Annotated in this window: 11 protein-coding genes; 8 read left to right on the forward strand and 3 right to left on the reverse strand. The window is 67.9% G+C overall.

Annotated features, from left to right (window positions below; all coding sequences use genetic code 11):
* Positions 1-665: 665 nt before the first annotated feature.
* Positions 666-1,106, forward strand: coding sequence for an RrF2 family transcriptional regulator (locus AC07OA_RS00005; protein ID WP_494661707.1), 441 nt, complete (start codon positions 666-668; stop codon positions 1,104-1,106).
* A 48-nt stretch (positions 1,107-1,154) separates the two neighbouring features.
* Here AC07OA_RS00005 and AC07OA_RS00010 read toward each other — a convergent pair whose 3' ends face one another.
* Entirely contained in the window at positions 1,155-1,586 is a 432-nt protein-coding gene (locus AC07OA_RS00010) for a CBS domain-containing protein (RefSeq protein WP_494661708.1), read from the reverse strand.
* A gap of 244 nt (positions 1,587-1,830) precedes the next feature.
* Between AC07OA_RS00010 and hfaA the strand changes: the two genes are divergently transcribed.
* The 4 genes from hfaA (at position 1,831) to AC07OA_RS00030 (ending at position 7,055) form a co-directional block, all read left to right on the forward strand.
* Positions 1,831-2,307, forward strand: a complete 477-nt coding sequence (hfaA, locus tag AC07OA_RS00015; protein WP_494661709.1) for a holdfast anchoring protein HfaA — start codon at positions 1,831-1,833, stop codon at positions 2,305-2,307.
* Positions 2,297-3,307 (forward strand): holdfast anchoring protein HfaB, encoded by a 1,011-nt coding sequence (hfaB, locus tag AC07OA_RS00020; protein ID WP_494661710.1) that lies wholly within the window; start codon positions 2,297-2,299, stop codon positions 3,305-3,307. Before hfaA ends, hfaB begins: the two co-directional genes overlap by 11 nt.
* The gene (hfaD, locus tag AC07OA_RS00025; RefSeq protein ID WP_494661711.1) at positions 3,276-4,466 is read left to right on the forward strand and encodes a holdfast anchor protein HfaD; all 1,191 of its coding nucleotides are present in this window, start codon (positions 3,276-3,278) and stop codon (positions 4,464-4,466) included. The genes hfaB and hfaD overlap by 32 nt, the downstream gene beginning before the upstream one ends.
* A gap of 1,062 nt (positions 4,467-5,528) precedes the next feature.
* Complete coding sequence (locus tag AC07OA_RS00030; RefSeq protein WP_494661712.1) at positions 5,529-7,055, forward strand: arylsulfatase; 1,527 nt, start codon at positions 5,529-5,531, stop codon at positions 7,053-7,055.
* Positions 7,056-7,342: 287 nt separating this feature from the next.
* Here the strand turns inward: AC07OA_RS00030 and AC07OA_RS00035 are convergent, their stop codons facing one another.
* Positions 7,343-9,214 (reverse strand): hybrid sensor histidine kinase/response regulator, encoded by a 1,872-nt coding sequence (locus AC07OA_RS00035; protein ID WP_494661713.1) that lies wholly within the window; start codon positions 9,212-9,214, stop codon positions 7,343-7,345.
* Positions 9,215-9,433: 219 nt separating this feature from the next.
* Between AC07OA_RS00035 and AC07OA_RS00040 the strand changes: the two genes are divergently transcribed.
* A complete protein-coding gene (locus AC07OA_RS00040; RefSeq protein ID WP_494661714.1) occupies positions 9,434-12,355 on the forward strand; it encodes a M16 family metallopeptidase in 2,922 nt (973 codons plus the stop codon).
* A gap of 155 nt (positions 12,356-12,510) precedes the next feature.
* On the opposite strand, the gene AC07OA_RS00045 is transcribed toward AC07OA_RS00040, so the two are convergent.
* Positions 12,511-12,654: a hypothetical protein gene (locus AC07OA_RS00045; protein WP_494661715.1), complete on the reverse strand. Its 144-nt coding sequence runs from the start codon at positions 12,652-12,654 to the stop codon at positions 12,511-12,513.
* A 71-nt stretch (positions 12,655-12,725) separates the two neighbouring features.
* Here AC07OA_RS00045 and AC07OA_RS00050 point away from each other — a divergent pair, with 71 nt between their 5' ends.
* On the forward strand, positions 12,726-13,661 hold the full coding sequence (locus AC07OA_RS00050; RefSeq protein WP_494661716.1) for a LysR substrate-binding domain-containing protein: 936 nt from the start codon (positions 12,726-12,728) through the stop codon (positions 13,659-13,661).
* Between the two features lie 87 nt (positions 13,662-13,748).
* Positions 13,749-13,958: a DUF3126 family protein gene (locus tag AC07OA_RS00055; RefSeq protein WP_494661717.1), complete on the forward strand. Its 210-nt coding sequence runs from the start codon at positions 13,749-13,751 to the stop codon at positions 13,956-13,958.
* Positions 13,959-14,017: the final 59 nt, after the last annotated feature.

Genomic DNA, 14,017 nt, shown 5'->3' on the forward strand with positions numbered 1-14,017 from the left:
CCGTTTAACGCCCGATGTCGGCGGAGGCGGCTATCTATCCAACCCCGAATTCCATGTCAAATCGTTTTTTTCAAAACGTTTCAACTTTTCCAATCTCGCCCCGAAAAGCTTCAGGTCAAAACCGGAGGCGACTTTCTAGAAGAAAACCGCCGATCCAGTCAAGAACTTTTTCAAAAGAAAAACTTCAGAACTGGTTGAAGTAAACTTCCGAATTCTTGCGAACTCTTCGATCTACCTCAAGGGAGGGCGGTTTCTATTGAAGCCACCCAATCTTGTCAACCGGCCTTTTCACTTTCGTCGATGAGCTGACCGAGGTCGCTTCGAAGGACAAAAGCGCGGCGACGAAGCCCTTGAAGACAGGGTCTTCGCAAATTCGTCACCGAGTCGATTGAGGCTGCGGAACCTAGCGATCCACCCTTCCGAATGCAAGCCCCGAAGGCCTCGAATTCGTCCGGAAGGCCGTGGCCCCGAAGCGAGGGCGGTGTGTAGCCAGCCCCCTGGAGAGTCGCAACCGCAAAAGCGACGTGATCAACCGCACGCATCGCTTCTCCTGTGCGTGGATCTGTGAATGGTTTGCGGCCAAGTTTCCCGCGCGCCCGGGCCACGGCGCTTGCGCCACCCCTCCCCTAGCGCCATAGACCTCCTCGAGAGGAGACCACGCGTCCATGTTGTCCCAGAAAGCGCGCTACGCCCTGCGCGCCATGATCGAGCTGGCCCGCGAAGACGGACAGGTCACGGCCGGCGAACTGGCGGTGCGGGCCGATGCGCCGCGCAAGTTCCTGGAGGCCATACTTCTTACACTTGCGCGTCAGGGCCTGGTGACCAGCCGCCGTGGCAAGTTCGGCGGCTATCTGCTGGGACGCGAGCCGTCCCAGATCAATTTCGCGGAGATCATCCGCCTAGTTGACGGCCCGCTGGCCCTGACCCCCTGCGTCAGCCGCACCGCTTTCCGTCGCTGCGAAGACTGCCGGGACCTGGCCACCTGCGCCCTGCGCGAGGCCCTGCTGCGAGCCCGCGACGCCACGGCATCGGTGCTGGAAGGCTACAGCCTGTCGGACGCCATCGCCGGTTCGGGCGCGGAACTGCTGAGCGAACCCACGCGCTGAGACGCGCCCTATATATAGAGCGACCTATATAGAGTGCGCCGCGCGGCTTCAGCCGGCGGCGATATAGGCCTTCAGCCCCTCGGCCTCGGCCTGGGCCTCGCGGATCTTGTACTTCACCAGGTCGCCGATCGAGATGATGCCGGCCAGGCGCTTGCCCTTGCAGACGGGCAGGTGGCGGATGCGGCGGTCGGTCATGCGCTCCAGCAGGGCGTCGACCGTCTCTTCCGGTTGGGCGAAGACCACGTCGCGGGTCATGCAGGACGAGATCGGCTTGCCCAGGGCCCCGGCCCCTTCCTTGGCGATCACCCGCACGATGTCGCGTTCGGACAGGATGCCGGCGATCGTCTCGTCTTCCTCGAGCACCACCATCGCGCCCACCCGCCGGGTGTGCAGCAGGGCCGCGGCCGCTCCCACCGTCTCGTTGGGCGAGGCGGTGAACACCAGATCGCCCTTGTCCTTCAGGATCTGAGAAACCAGCAAAGCTCAATCCTCCCTGATAGTTGTTTTAACGCAGGGTCTCGCAAAGCGGCTCCCCGATCAATGGCGGATCGCCCTTCGAGGAAACGCGGGGACGGGAACACATATTGTCGCGCCCCTCGCCAAGCGGCGCCCATCCCCCGCAGGCTTAACCAAATCGCGAGACCTTCGGGGTTAGACCGAACGCTGTCCGATTTTGGCACGAGGGTTGCTTAACGCTCCCGTGTCGGCGTTCGCGGAGCTCATCATGGCTGCTTATGGGAAGAAACTGCCGGGAGACGGTCGCGTGCTGGCGATCAGCGCGGTCGTTTTGGCCCTCGGCATGGCCGCGACCGGCCTGATCCTGGCCAGCCCCGCCCACGCCCAGACCCTGGACAGCAATTCGGCCGCCTTCAACGCCGGCTACGGCCGCGTCGCCGGTTCGGAGAACCACGTGGTCGAGTATTCGACCCGCGACGCCAACGGCAACCGCGTCATCGTCGACGGCGTGATGCTGACCGGCGCGGACCAGAGCGTCTATTCGTCCAGCCACTCGTCGGGCTCGCTGGACAGCTATTCGGGGGTCGGCAGCCTGGGGGGCTATGGCAGCTCCACGGCGATCGGCAACAACCTGACGGTCATCACCCAGGGCAACAACAACACGGTGATCGTCAACTCCAACCAGATCAACAACGGCAATATCAGCGCCGGTACGAACGTCGGGAAATCGGGAAATGGCCAGTAAGCGCCTCTACCTTCTGCTGGCGGGAGCCTGCGCGGCGCTGACCGCCTGCGGCGGCGTGCCCAAGACGATGACGGACGGCAACTACGCCACGCCTATCGGCACGGCGCCCGTCACCGCCAACCCCACGCCCTATACGGCGGGCCTGGTGTGCCTGGCTCAGTACGCCCGCGCCAACCACGTGGTGGCCCCGCGCGTCGCCATCGGCCGGATCGCCGACTACACCGGCAAGGAAGAGTCCGACGGTTCGGGCCGCAAGGTCACGCAAGGCGCCTCGCTGCTGGCCATGACCGCCTTCGCCAAGGCCGGCATGCCCATGGTCGAGCGCTTCGACACCTCGGTGTCGGAGTACGAGCTGAAATACGCCAACAACAAGCTGATCTCCGACAATCCCAAGCCCGGCGCCGACGTGCCGGCCGAGTACCGCAAGATCCTGGCGGGCCAGGTGCCCGGCTCGGACTTCTATGTGGCCGGCGGCATCACCGAGCTGAACTACAACATCCGCTCGGTCGGGGCCGACGCCTATGTGGGCGACAAGGACACCGACGGGCTGAAGGGCAACTTCCGCCGCCGCGTCTTCGTGATGAACATCGCCATCGACCTGCGGCTGATCAACACCCGCACGCTGGAGGTGGTGGACGTCATCTCCTACCAGAAGCAGGTGGTCGGCCGCGAGATCAGCGCCGGCGTCTTCGACTTCCTCAATGGCAACATCTTCGACATCTCGGCCGGCCGCGGGGCCCTGGAGCCGATGCAGCTGGCCGTGCGCTCGCTGATCGAGCGGGCCACCATCGAGATGAGCGCCAATCTCTACGGCATGCCGGGTCCGCAGAGCTGCCTGAAATACGATCCTTACGCCGCCAACACCGTGGGTGCGACCGGGGCCTTCGTCCCCGCCTACAACAATCTGGGAACCAACAATGCGCAGACCCGCGAAGACCCGTCTCGCTGGAACGATCGCAGCGATCCCAATGTGCGTGATGCTGGCCGGGGTCGCTACTAGCCAGACCACCGGCCAGGCCAGCAACGACCAGCTGAACGTCGGCGGCCTGTTCGCCGAGCAGACCCTGAACGTCGTCACCGCCGACGAGGGCGTGACCGCCACCACCACGGCCGGCGCCAACACCTTCGGCATGACCGTGGCCAACGCCGACGGCAGCCTGACCTCCAACCAGGTCAACCAGGGCGAGGTCTATGGCCACGGCGTGGTCAACGTCACCGGCTCGCTGGGCGACAGCAGCAACGTCACCACCACGGCCGTGGGCAACAGCGGCACGGCCTTCGCGGCCTACGGCACGCTGAGCGGCTTCATGGTCCAGACCAACAGCGCCAAGGTCACCGCGCGCAGCCAGATCGAGGGCGAGACCGCCCAGGCCGGCGACGTGGTCGAAAGCAGCCTGGCGGCCGGCAACAGCCAGGGCCTCTTGATGGTCAACGGCGCCATGGGCGCGCGGGTCAGCCAGAAGAACGAGGCCGACGTCGCCGCCGACGGCGGGGCGGTGATCCAGTACGTCTCGGGCACGGCCGTCGTGAACGGCACGGCGGCGGGCAACAACATCGAGCTGACCGGCGCCAACGGCTCGGCCGCCCGGGTGATCACCGACCAGAACAACGTCGCCGACAACGTCACGGCCACCAAGTTCACGGCCTACGGCAACAGCTACCTGACCACCACGGCGGCCACCGCCTCCGGCAACAACCTCAACGCCAGCAACGAAGGCACGCTGCTGGACGTGGCCAGCCACCAGGTCAACACCGCCTATGTGCGGGCCCAGGCCGAGGAGACCTCCTACCAGTTCGGCGGCGCCCAGGCGACGGCCTACGGCGTGGGCAACTCGGCCATGGCCACCAACTACAACGGCCCCGGCCTGGTGCTCGACAACGTCCAGGTCAACGACGGCGGCGGGGTCGAGGTGATCGCCAGCTTCGACGGCCACGACGGCTACGACGCCGGCGCCAACGCCACGGCCATCGGCAACGCCGTCAGCGGCTACAACTGCAACCAGTGCGGCGGCACGATGACGGCGACCAACAGCCAGTCCAACAATGTCGACGTCAGCGCCCGCTCGACGGTCAGCGTGCGCAGCACCGGCCGCTCGGTGGTGGGCGTGTCGACGGCCACGGGCAACAACGCCACGTTCTCGGTGACGAACTCCAACTGACCTCAGACCCTCCCCCTGTGGGGAGGCGTTGTGAGCGCACGGCTGGGGACACACGCATGCGTGTGTCCCCATCAGCAGGCGCCGACAGGTGGGGAAGGGTGCGAAGCGCCCGGGCCTCGCCCGGATGATTTGCAGTTTTGAATACCGTTTCGACGAAGTTCAGGCGCTTCGCGCGACCGTTATCCGAAAGCCCGCGACGCTGAGCCCTGTTAGGGCCTCGCCGCCTTGAAGCCTCCGACGGGCGGAACCAGACCAACGCGCCTGATCCCGGACCGCGAGCGCATCACCGCCCGCCTGCTGTTCTGTCGGCCCCCATCCAACGCCGTTTATTTTCGAGGCCCGGCCGGCACCAGATGGACGAGGTTGGTCCACCGAAGAGGACCACCGACAGAGCTTCCCGCTCGATCGCCCCCGAAAGCCGCAACGGTCGCCGTACGTGCGCCCTTCCCGTGCTTTCAGGTGGGATAAGGATACGGCAGGTCCGCACGAGGGGGATAAGTTAGGTCGAGAAAGTTCAAGCGATTGAAATCGCTGAAGTCCGGTCGCTATCCGCTGAGAATAGACGCGCCTTCCTCCTCACCTGCGTAGCGGGGGAGGTGGCGCGATGCGAATACGCATCGTGACGGAGGGGGCGTCGTGCGGCGGCCCCGACGCCCCCTCCGTCCGCTACGCGGACACCCCCCCGTTTCACGGGTGAGGAGGAAGAGCGCCGAACCCGCTGATGGGGACACACGCATGCGTGTGTCCCCAGCCGTGGCCGCCGAAGCGCCGGGGACATGTACTCACGGCACGGCCTTGCCGGGGGTGATCAACGGCCATGCGGTGAGTACGTGTCCCCTCCTTCGGTCGCGGCGCTAAACACCCCAGACTCAGCGGACGACTTGGGGGACACGCACTCACCCCGGGCGCCCCGCCAACCTGCAGACGCCTTGCCATGAGAGCATGTCCCCGGCGTCCCCACCCTGCCTCATCGGGAATCCCCCCGCCTCTCCTCAGCGGTTCGCCCCATAGGCCGCCGCGCCCTGCTCGGGCCAAGTATCGGCGTCCAGCAGGAGCCGCGCCATGCCCAACGGAAAGCCCAACATCCTCGTCATCTGGGGCGACGATATCGGTCAGTCCAACCTCAGCTGCTACACCCACGGCCTGATGGGCTACCAGACGCCCAACATCGACCGGATCGCCAAAGAGGGCGTGCTGTTCACCGACAGCTATGGCGAGCAGTCATGCACCGCCGGCCGCTCGTCGTTCATCACCGGCCAGAGCGTCTATCGCACGGGCCTTTCCAAGGTGGGCATCCCGGCCGCGCCCATCGGCATGAACGACAAGCTGATCACCATCGCCGGCGCCCTGAAGAACCAGGGCTACGCCACCGGGCAGTTCGGCAAGAACCACCTGGGCGACCTGAACCACATGCTGCCCACCAACCACGGCTTCGACGAGTTCTTCGGCAACCTCTACCACCTCAACGCCGAGGAAGAGCCGGAGATGGACAACTATCCCAAGGACCCGAAATTCCGGGAGCACTTCGGTCCGCGCGGGGTGATGCACAGTTGGGCCACCGACGTCGACGACCCCACCGACCAGCCGCGCTGGGGCAAGGTGGGCAAGCAGAAGATCGAGGACACCGGTCCCCTGACCAAGAAGCGAATGGAGACCTGCGACGACGAGTTCGTGGCCGCCGCCACCGACTTCATCAAGCGCGCCAAGGCCGACGACACCCCGTTCTTCGTCTGGCTGAACACCACGCACATGCACATGTTCACCCACACCAAGAAGGAAAGCCTGGGCCAGGCGGGGCGCTGGCAGTCGCCCTATCACGACACCATGATCGACCACGACAAGAACGTGGGCCAGATGCTGGACCTGCTGGACGAGCTAGGCATCGCCGACGACACCCTGCTGGTCTATTCGACCGACAACGGCCCGCACCGCAACTCCTGGCCGGACGGCGGCATGACCCCGTTCCGCAGCGAGAAGAACACCAACTGGGAAGGCGCCTTCCGGATTCCGCAGCTGGCCCGCTGGCCCGGCAAGATCCCCGCTGGCTCGATCGCCAACGGCATCGTCCAGCACCACGACTGGTTCCCCACCTTCCTGGAGGCCGCCGGCGCCGCCGACGTCGTCGAGAAACTGAAGACCGGCTACGAGGCCTGCGGCCGCACCTACAAGAACCACATCGACGGCATGAGCCTGCTGAAATACGTGACCGGCGAGGAGAAGGAGAGCCCGCGCAACTTCTTCTTCTACTTCAGCGACGACGGCGACATGCTGGGCATGCGCTACGACAACTGGAAGCTGGTGTTCATGGAGCAGCGCTGCCAGGGCACGATGAAGGTCTGGGCCGAACCGTTCACCCGCCTGCGCCTGCCCAAGATCTTCAACCTGCGCACCGACCCGTACGAATTCGCGGACATCACGTCCAACAGCTACTACGACTGGTTCCTGTACAACGCCTACTTCATCTACGCGGCGCAGACGGGCGCGGCCAAGTTCGCCGAGACCTTCGTCGACTTCCCGCCCGTGCAACGGCCCAACACCTTCACGGTGGACGACGCCCTGGCCAAGATGCGGGAGACGGGGGGCGACTGAGGGCGGAAACCCCTCTCTCATAGAGAGAGGGAGGGGCCCGCCGCGTAGCGGTGGGAGGGTGAGAGGTTTCACCGCTTGCCGGAAAATCCCCAATCCCTCCGTTGTCATCCCGGACAAGCGCGTAGCGCGCCGATCCGGGACCGACCCGAAGCTCTGAGTTCACGCGTCGGTCCCGGCTCTTCGGCCGGGATGACATCTGAGCTTCAGCGACCGAATGGCCCAGTTCTATCCTGAGAGAGTATAACCTCTCACCCTCCCATGGCTTCGCCATGGGCCCCTCCCTCTCTCTATGAGAGAGGGGAGCTTCCCGTACCCCACAGCGCCACCTTGCTCAGCAGCTCCGCCGGCGCGATGGGCTTGGCGACGTGGTCGTTCATGCCGCAGGCCCGGTAGGTCTCCACCTGCTGGGCCAGGACGTTGGCGCTGAGGGCGATGATCGGCACGCGGCCGGCGGGGCTGGCGAGGCGGCGGATGGCGCGGGTGGCGCTGACGCCGTCCTGCACGGGCATCTGCACGTCCATCAGCACCAGGTCGTGCTCGCCCCGCGCCGCTGCGGCGACGGCTTCCACGCCGTTGACGGCCAGGTCCACCTGGTGGCCGACCGCGCGCAGCAGGGCGCCGACCAGTTCGCGGTTGGCCTCGTTGTCGTCGGCCAGCAACACGCGCACGCCGGCGGCCGGGGCTTCGGCCGCGTCCTCGACGGCCTCGGGGTCCGGCGTCTCGACGACCGGCAGCGGTAGGGCGCACCAGAACCGCGAGCCTTGCCCCGGCTCGCTCTCGGCCCCGACCTCGCCGCCCATGGCCAGGGCCAGGTGGCGGGTGATCGACAAGCCAAGACCGGTGCCGCCGAACTGTCGGGTGACGGTGGCGTCGGCCTGGGTGAAGCGTTCGAAGACATGGTCGATCATGTCGCGCGCCACGCCGATGCCGGTGTCGGTGACCGACAGCTCGATGCGGCCATCGTCGAGACGGCGTGCGCCCAGGGTCACCGAGCCCCGGGTCGTGAACTTCACGGCGTTGCCCAGCAGGTTCAGCAGGATCTGGCGCAGGCGCTCGGGGTCGCCGACCACGGCGGCCGGCACGTCGGGCTCGACCCGCTTGTCCAGCACCAGGCCCTTGGCGCCGGCCTGGCTCTCCAGGATGCCCAGGGCCTGGTCCAGCAGGGCGGGAAGGTCGAACGGGCGGCAGTCCAGCTCGACACCGCCGGCCTCCAGCTTCGACAGGTCCAGCACGTCGTTCAGGGTCGACATCAGGGCCTGGCCGGCGTCCTCGATGCGGTCCAGATAGCGCCGCTGCTGGTCGTCGAGCGCGGCGCCGCGCAGCAGGCCGGCGAAGCCGATCACGCTGGTCAGGGGCGTGCGCAGCTCGTGGCTCATGTTTGCCAGGAACTCTTCCTTGGCGCGGGCGGCGGCCTCGGCCCGGGCGTGGGCGAGGGCCAGCTCGCGGCGGGCCTCGATCTCGTCGCTCATGTCGACCTGGTAGACCAGCACGCCCGTCTCGCCGGTGACCGGGTCGCGGGTGCGGCGGGCGTCCAGCCCGTGCCACAGGATCTCGCCGCCGATCAGCACCTGGGACGAGCCGACCCAGACGCCGTTCTCCAGCGCCGCGTTCCAGATGCGGTGGGCCTCGTCCGGATCGACGAAGGCGTCGTGGAAGCGGGCCTGGTCGGGGAAGGTGGCCCGACGCGTGGGGTTGGCGTAGAGCCGCGCGCCGTCGGCGGCGAACAGCCCCACCAGCACCGGCGTGTGGCGCAGCGCCTCGGCCCCGCGCAGTTCCTCGGGCTGCAGCTCGGCGGGGGCCGCCTCGAACAGCATGGCCTCCGTCCCGTCGGTCAGGGTCACGGCCGATATCGCCGTCGACACCGAGGTGGGCGTTCCCAGGGGATAGAAGGTCCAGCGTTCGGTCACCGTCTCGCCGCCGGCGATGCGCCGGGCGACCGAGGCCATGCGCATGGCCACGGCCGGCGACTGGTCGGAGAAGTCGCGGGCCAGCAGCGCCTCCAGGCTGTCGGCGCCCCACAGGGCCACGGCGGCGGGATTGGCGTAGACCTTGCGCTTGCGCGCGTCGTCGAACACCCAGACCGGCCGGCGCAGGCGATCCAGTCCCGCCGTGTCGAACGGCAGGCCCGGCGGCGCGGACAAGGCAGGGTCGTAAGTCATAGAATTATTACTTATAGCCGAACGAGGGGGTCAGGTGCAGTTGCACATATGGTCGCGGCAATGGCCCTATCGAGGCGATGCGGGCCGGACCGAACGTCGCAGCCCCGACACCGAGCGGCCAAGTTCGCCGCGCCGACGCCTTGCTTGCGCCACGTGTCGGGGCCAAGGTGCCGCTCCTTCACGGTACTGATTTCCCGCTCCTTTTCTCCAAGGTCGCTCATGATCCGCGTTTCGCGCCTGGCGCTCGTTCTCTCCGCCGGGCTCAGCCTCTCCGCCTGCGCGACCCTGTCCAACCTCAAGCCCGGCGGCGAGACCAAGAGCGCCGCGCCAGTCGCCAAGGCGGCTCTCGCGCCGACGCCGGCCGCCCCCGCCGGCCCGACCATCGCCGCCGTGAAGCCCGGCCAGTGGCCCCAGGCGGTGTCGGACGTCGCCCCCGATCCGCGCGTGCGGTTCGGCGTGCTGCCGAACGGCATGCGCTACGCCATCCAGAAGAACGCCACCCCACCCGGCCAGGCCGCCCTGCGTCTGTGGTTCGACGCCGGCTCGCTGGACGAGACCGACGACCAGCAGGGCCTGGCCCACTTCCTCGAGCACATGGCCTTCAACGGGTCCAAGAACGTGCCCGAAGGCGAGATGATCAAGATCCTGGAACGCCACGGCCTGTCGTTCGGCGCCGACACCAACGCCTCGACCAATTTCAGCGAAACCACCTACCAGCTGGACCTGCCCAAGACCGACGACGACACGGTCGACACCTCGCTGATGCTGCTGCGCGAGGCGGCCGGCGAGCTGACCATCGCCCAGGACGCCGTCGACCGCGAGCGCGGCGTGGTGCTGTCGGAGGAACGCACCCGCGACAGCCCCGGCTACCGCACCTTCGTGGGCACGTTCGGCTTCCAGCTGGAAGGCCAGCGCCTGCCCCAGCGCCTGCCGATCGGCAAGACCGACATCCTCAAGAACGCCCCGGCCCAGACCATCCGCGACTTCTACCAGGCCTGGTACCGGCCCGAGAACGCCGTGGTGGTGGCGGTGGGCGACTTCGACGTCGACGCCATGGAGGCCAAGATCAAGGCCCGGTTCGGCGACTGGAAAGGCGTGGGCCAGCCGGGCGCCAAGCCGGACCTGGGCCCCGTCGCCAAGCGCGGCCTGACCGCCAAGGTGCTGGTCGAGCCCGGCGCCCAGACCTCGGTCCAGATGGCCTGGGTCTCGCCCCCGGACCTCGCGCTCGAGACCAAGGCCAAGGACAAGGAAGACCTGATCCAGGCCGTCGGCTTCGCGGTGATGAACCGCCGCCTGCAGGCCCTGACCCGCTCGGACGCCCCGCCGTTCATCGTGGCCATGGCCGTGCGCAACGACCAGGAGCACGCCGCCGAGATCACCACCCTGGCCGCCACCGTCCAGCCCGGCCACTGGCAGGAGGCCCTGACCGCGCTGGACCAGGAACAGCGCCGCGTCATGCAGTACGGCGTGCGCCAGGACGAGGTGGACCGCGAGATCGCTGCCATGCGCGCAGGCTTCGCCGCCGCCGCCGCGGGCGAGGCCACCCAGCGCACCACGGCCCTGGCCGGCGCCATCGTCGGCACCCTGGGCGACCGCGAGATCGTCACCAGCCCGTCCCAGAACCTGGCGGTGTTCGACGAGGCCACCAAGGGCCTGACCGCCGACACGGTCTCAGCCCTGCTCAAGGCCCAGTTCGTCGGCTCCGGCCCGTTGATCACCATCCCCACGCCCACCGCCATCGAGGGCGGCGAGAAGGCCGTGACCGACGCCTACCTGGCCTCGGGCAAGGTCGCCGTCGCCGCGCCCGCCGCGCCCGGCGTCACCGCCTGGCCCTACGCCGTCTTCGGCGACAAGGGCGTGGTCGCCGAGCAGAAGGACGTCATCGATCTCGACACCGTCTTCGTGCGCTTCGCCAACGGCGTGCGCCTGACGGTCAAGCCGACCAAGTTCCGCGACGACCAGATCCTGGTGAAGGCGCGGCTGGGTCACGGCCTGCTGGACCTGCCCACCAATCGCCAGAGCCCGATGTGGGCCGGCTCGGCCTTCATCGAGGGCGGCCTCAAGCAGATCAGCACCCAGGACATGGAGCGCGTGCTGAACGGCAAGGTCTGGAACGCCGGCCTCGGGGTCGAAGACGACGCCTTCACCCTGTCGGGCCGCACCCGTCCCGACGACCTGGACACCGAGCTGCAGGTCCTGGCCGCCTACGCCACCGAGGGCGGCTGGCGTCCGGAGGCCTTCAACCGGATCAAGACCTATTACGGCACGATCCACGACCAGCTGGAGTCCACCCCCGGCGGGGTGATCGGCCGCGACCTGGGCGGGCTGATGCATGGCGGCGACGGCCGCTGGACCTTCCCCAGTCGCCAGGACATCGCCGCCGCCTCGCTGGACCAGCTGAAAGCCTCGATCTCGGGCCCGCTGGCCAATGACGACATCGAGGTGGTGATCGTAGGCGACACCACGGTCGACAAGGCTGTCGCCGCCGTGGCCGAGACCTTCGGCGCCCTGCCCGTCCGCGCCGACACCCCGGCCCCGGCCGGCGCCCGCGACGCGCCCTTCCCGGCGCCGTCGGCCACGCCCGTGGTCCGCACCCACAAGGGCCGCGCTGACCAGGGCTCGCTCTACATGGCCTGGAGGACCGACGACCTGTTCTCCAACCTGCAGCGGGCCCGCAACACCCAGATCCTGGCCCAGGTGATGCAGCTGCGCCTGACCGACGAGCTGCGCGAGAAGCAGGGCGCCACCTATTCGCCCTCGGCCTCGGCCACCGCCAGCGTGGTGTTCAACCACTGGGGCTATCTGGCCGTCAGCGTCGAGACCCCGCCAGACAAGATCGACGGCGTGGTCGCCAGCATCCGCAAGATCGCCGCCGACCTGCGCGACAAGCCCGTCACCGCCGACGAGCTGGAGCGGGCCAAGAAGCCGCGCATCGACCAGATCGAGAAGGCCCGCGAGACCAACGAGTACTGGCTGGGAACCCTGTCGGGCGCCCAGGCCGACCCGCGCCTGATCGACTCCACCCGCTCGGTCCTGGCCGGCCTGCAACGCGTCTCGGCCGCCGACGTCCAGAAGGCCGCCAAGGACTTCCTGGGCGACGACAAGTCCTGGACGATGATCGTGCGGCCGGAGGGGAAGTAACCCCTGAAACACCGCTCATCCCGGCGAATGCCGGGATCCAGATGGAATGGCTTTGAGGCTGACGCCAAAGGCTCTGAGCCTTTCCAGTCAACCACACCGCTAAGGGATCTGGGTCCCGGCATTCGCCGGATGAGCGGGAGTTTTGGAGCTGTGCGTTATTGGCAGCCAATCAGATGGACCTGGTCCCCGCTGGGCTCCACCGGCTTTTCCCCGAACGCCCCGTAGGCCGCCAGGCCCCAGACCGCCAGCACGGCCAGCCATTGGGCGAGGGTCACGTCGCGGGGCTTGGTCCTGGTCATGGCGTCGTTATCGGGCGGTTGCCTCGCCGGGGATAACGACTTATCAGCGGCCGTCTGTGAGGTTTCGTCACATGGTCGCCCGCTCGCTCCCGCCGCTGAACGCCCTGCGCGCCTTCGAGGCCTTCGGCCGGCGCGGACGCATGACCCTGGCGGCCGACGAGCTGTGCGTCACCCACGGGGCGATCAGCCGCCAGATCCGCCAGCTGGAGGACCATCTGGGCGTGGCCCTGACCGAGGGGCCGCGCAACGCCCTGACCCTGACCGAGGCCGGCCTGACCCTGTCCCAGGCCCTGACCCAGGCGCTGGACCAGATCGACGCGGCCCTGCCCCGCCCGGCCGGCGACCGCGACGGCGCCTTGGTGGTCTCGTGCCTGCCGACCTTTGCCATGAAGTGGCTGATCCCGCGCCTGCCCGACTTCGTGGCCGCCCATCCCGACGTCCAGGCGCGGATCGTGGAGTCCAACGGCCCATTCGACTACCGCGCCGACGGGGTGGACCTGGCCATCCGCATGCGCCTGCCCGACGCCCCGCCCTCGCCCGATTCCGACGTCACGCCCTTCCTCAAGCACTATGTCGGCCCGGTGGCCGCCCCCGCCCTGGCCGCCCAGGTCGACGATGTGGAAAGCCTGGCGCGCCTGCCCCGGCTGCACACCCGCACCTTCCTGGAAAGCTGGGCCGAGTGGGAAAGCGCCGCCGGCCTGGTCCTGCCGCCGGCGCAGGTCGACCGCGAGTTCGACCACTATTTCTACATGCTGGAGGCCGCCGCCGCGGGCCTGGGCGTGGCGCTCAGCCCCTGGGCCTTCGCCGAGACCGACCTGAAGTCGGGCCGCCTGGTCGCCCCGCTGGGCATGATCCCCGGCCAGGCCCAGGTCTGCGCCCTGACGCCCCGGAGCAAGGCCACCCGCGCGGCCCGCCGCTTCCGCGACTGGCTGGTCGCCCAGGGCGCGGCCACCCCGCCGCCGCCGGGCGCGGACGGCGGTTCTCAACAGCCCGCCGCGCGCGTCTGAGCAAAACCCCTTACACTTTCGCGTCCGGCCCTCTAGGTTCCGCCGATCCCCCGCGCCCTCGCGCGCCCCAACCTATCAGGAGCCGTCATGGACGCCGCCACCATCGCCAAGATCGAAGCCCATCTGAAGCGCACCTTCGGCAACCCGCACATCGCCCTGAAGGCCCGTCCCAAGCAGAAGGACTCGGCCGAGGTCGAGGTGAAGGGCGAATTCATCGGCGTCGTCTTCCAGGACGAGGACGAGGACGGCTCGTTCATGTTCGAAATGGCGATCCTGGCCGAAGACCTGGAAGGCTAAGGCCTCTCCGCCGCTTGGCAAAAATGACCACTTTGACTATCTTTTGGTCGAAGTGGTCA

The sequence above is a fragment of the Caulobacter sp. GW821-FHT09B08 genome, from assembly GCF_059418225.1.

Excerpts from the sequence above, each read along its gene's own strand:
- AC07OA_RS00005 (WP_494661707.1), top strand. The coding sequence starts at position 666 with ATGTTGTCCCAGAAAGCGCGCTACGCCCTGCGCGCCATGATCGAGCTG.
- hfaA (WP_494661709.1), top strand. The coding sequence starts at position 1,831 with ATGGCTGCTTATGGGAAGAAACTGCCGGGAGACGGTCGCGTGCTGGCG.
- hfaB (WP_494661710.1), top strand. The coding sequence starts at position 2,297 with ATGGCCAGTAAGCGCCTCTACCTTCTGCTGGCGGGAGCCTGCGCGGCG.
- hfaD (WP_494661711.1), top strand. The coding sequence starts at position 3,276 with ATGTGCGTGATGCTGGCCGGGGTCGCTACTAGCCAGACCACCGGCCAG.
- AC07OA_RS00030 (WP_494661712.1), top strand. The coding sequence starts at position 5,529 with ATGCCCAACGGAAAGCCCAACATCCTCGTCATCTGGGGCGACGATATC.
- AC07OA_RS00035 (WP_494661713.1), bottom strand. The coding sequence starts at position 9,214 with ATGACTTACGACCCTGCCTTGTCCGCGCCGCCGGGCCTGCCGTTCGAC.
- AC07OA_RS00040 (WP_494661714.1), top strand. The coding sequence starts at position 9,434 with ATGATCCGCGTTTCGCGCCTGGCGCTCGTTCTCTCCGCCGGGCTCAGC.
- AC07OA_RS00045 (WP_494661715.1), bottom strand. The coding sequence starts at position 12,654 with ATGACCAGGACCAAGCCCCGCGACGTGACCCTCGCCCAATGGCTGGCC.
- AC07OA_RS00050 (WP_494661716.1), top strand. The coding sequence starts at position 12,726 with ATGGTCGCCCGCTCGCTCCCGCCGCTGAACGCCCTGCGCGCCTTCGAG.
- AC07OA_RS00055 (WP_494661717.1), top strand. The coding sequence starts at position 13,749 with ATGGACGCCGCCACCATCGCCAAGATCGAAGCCCATCTGAAGCGCACC.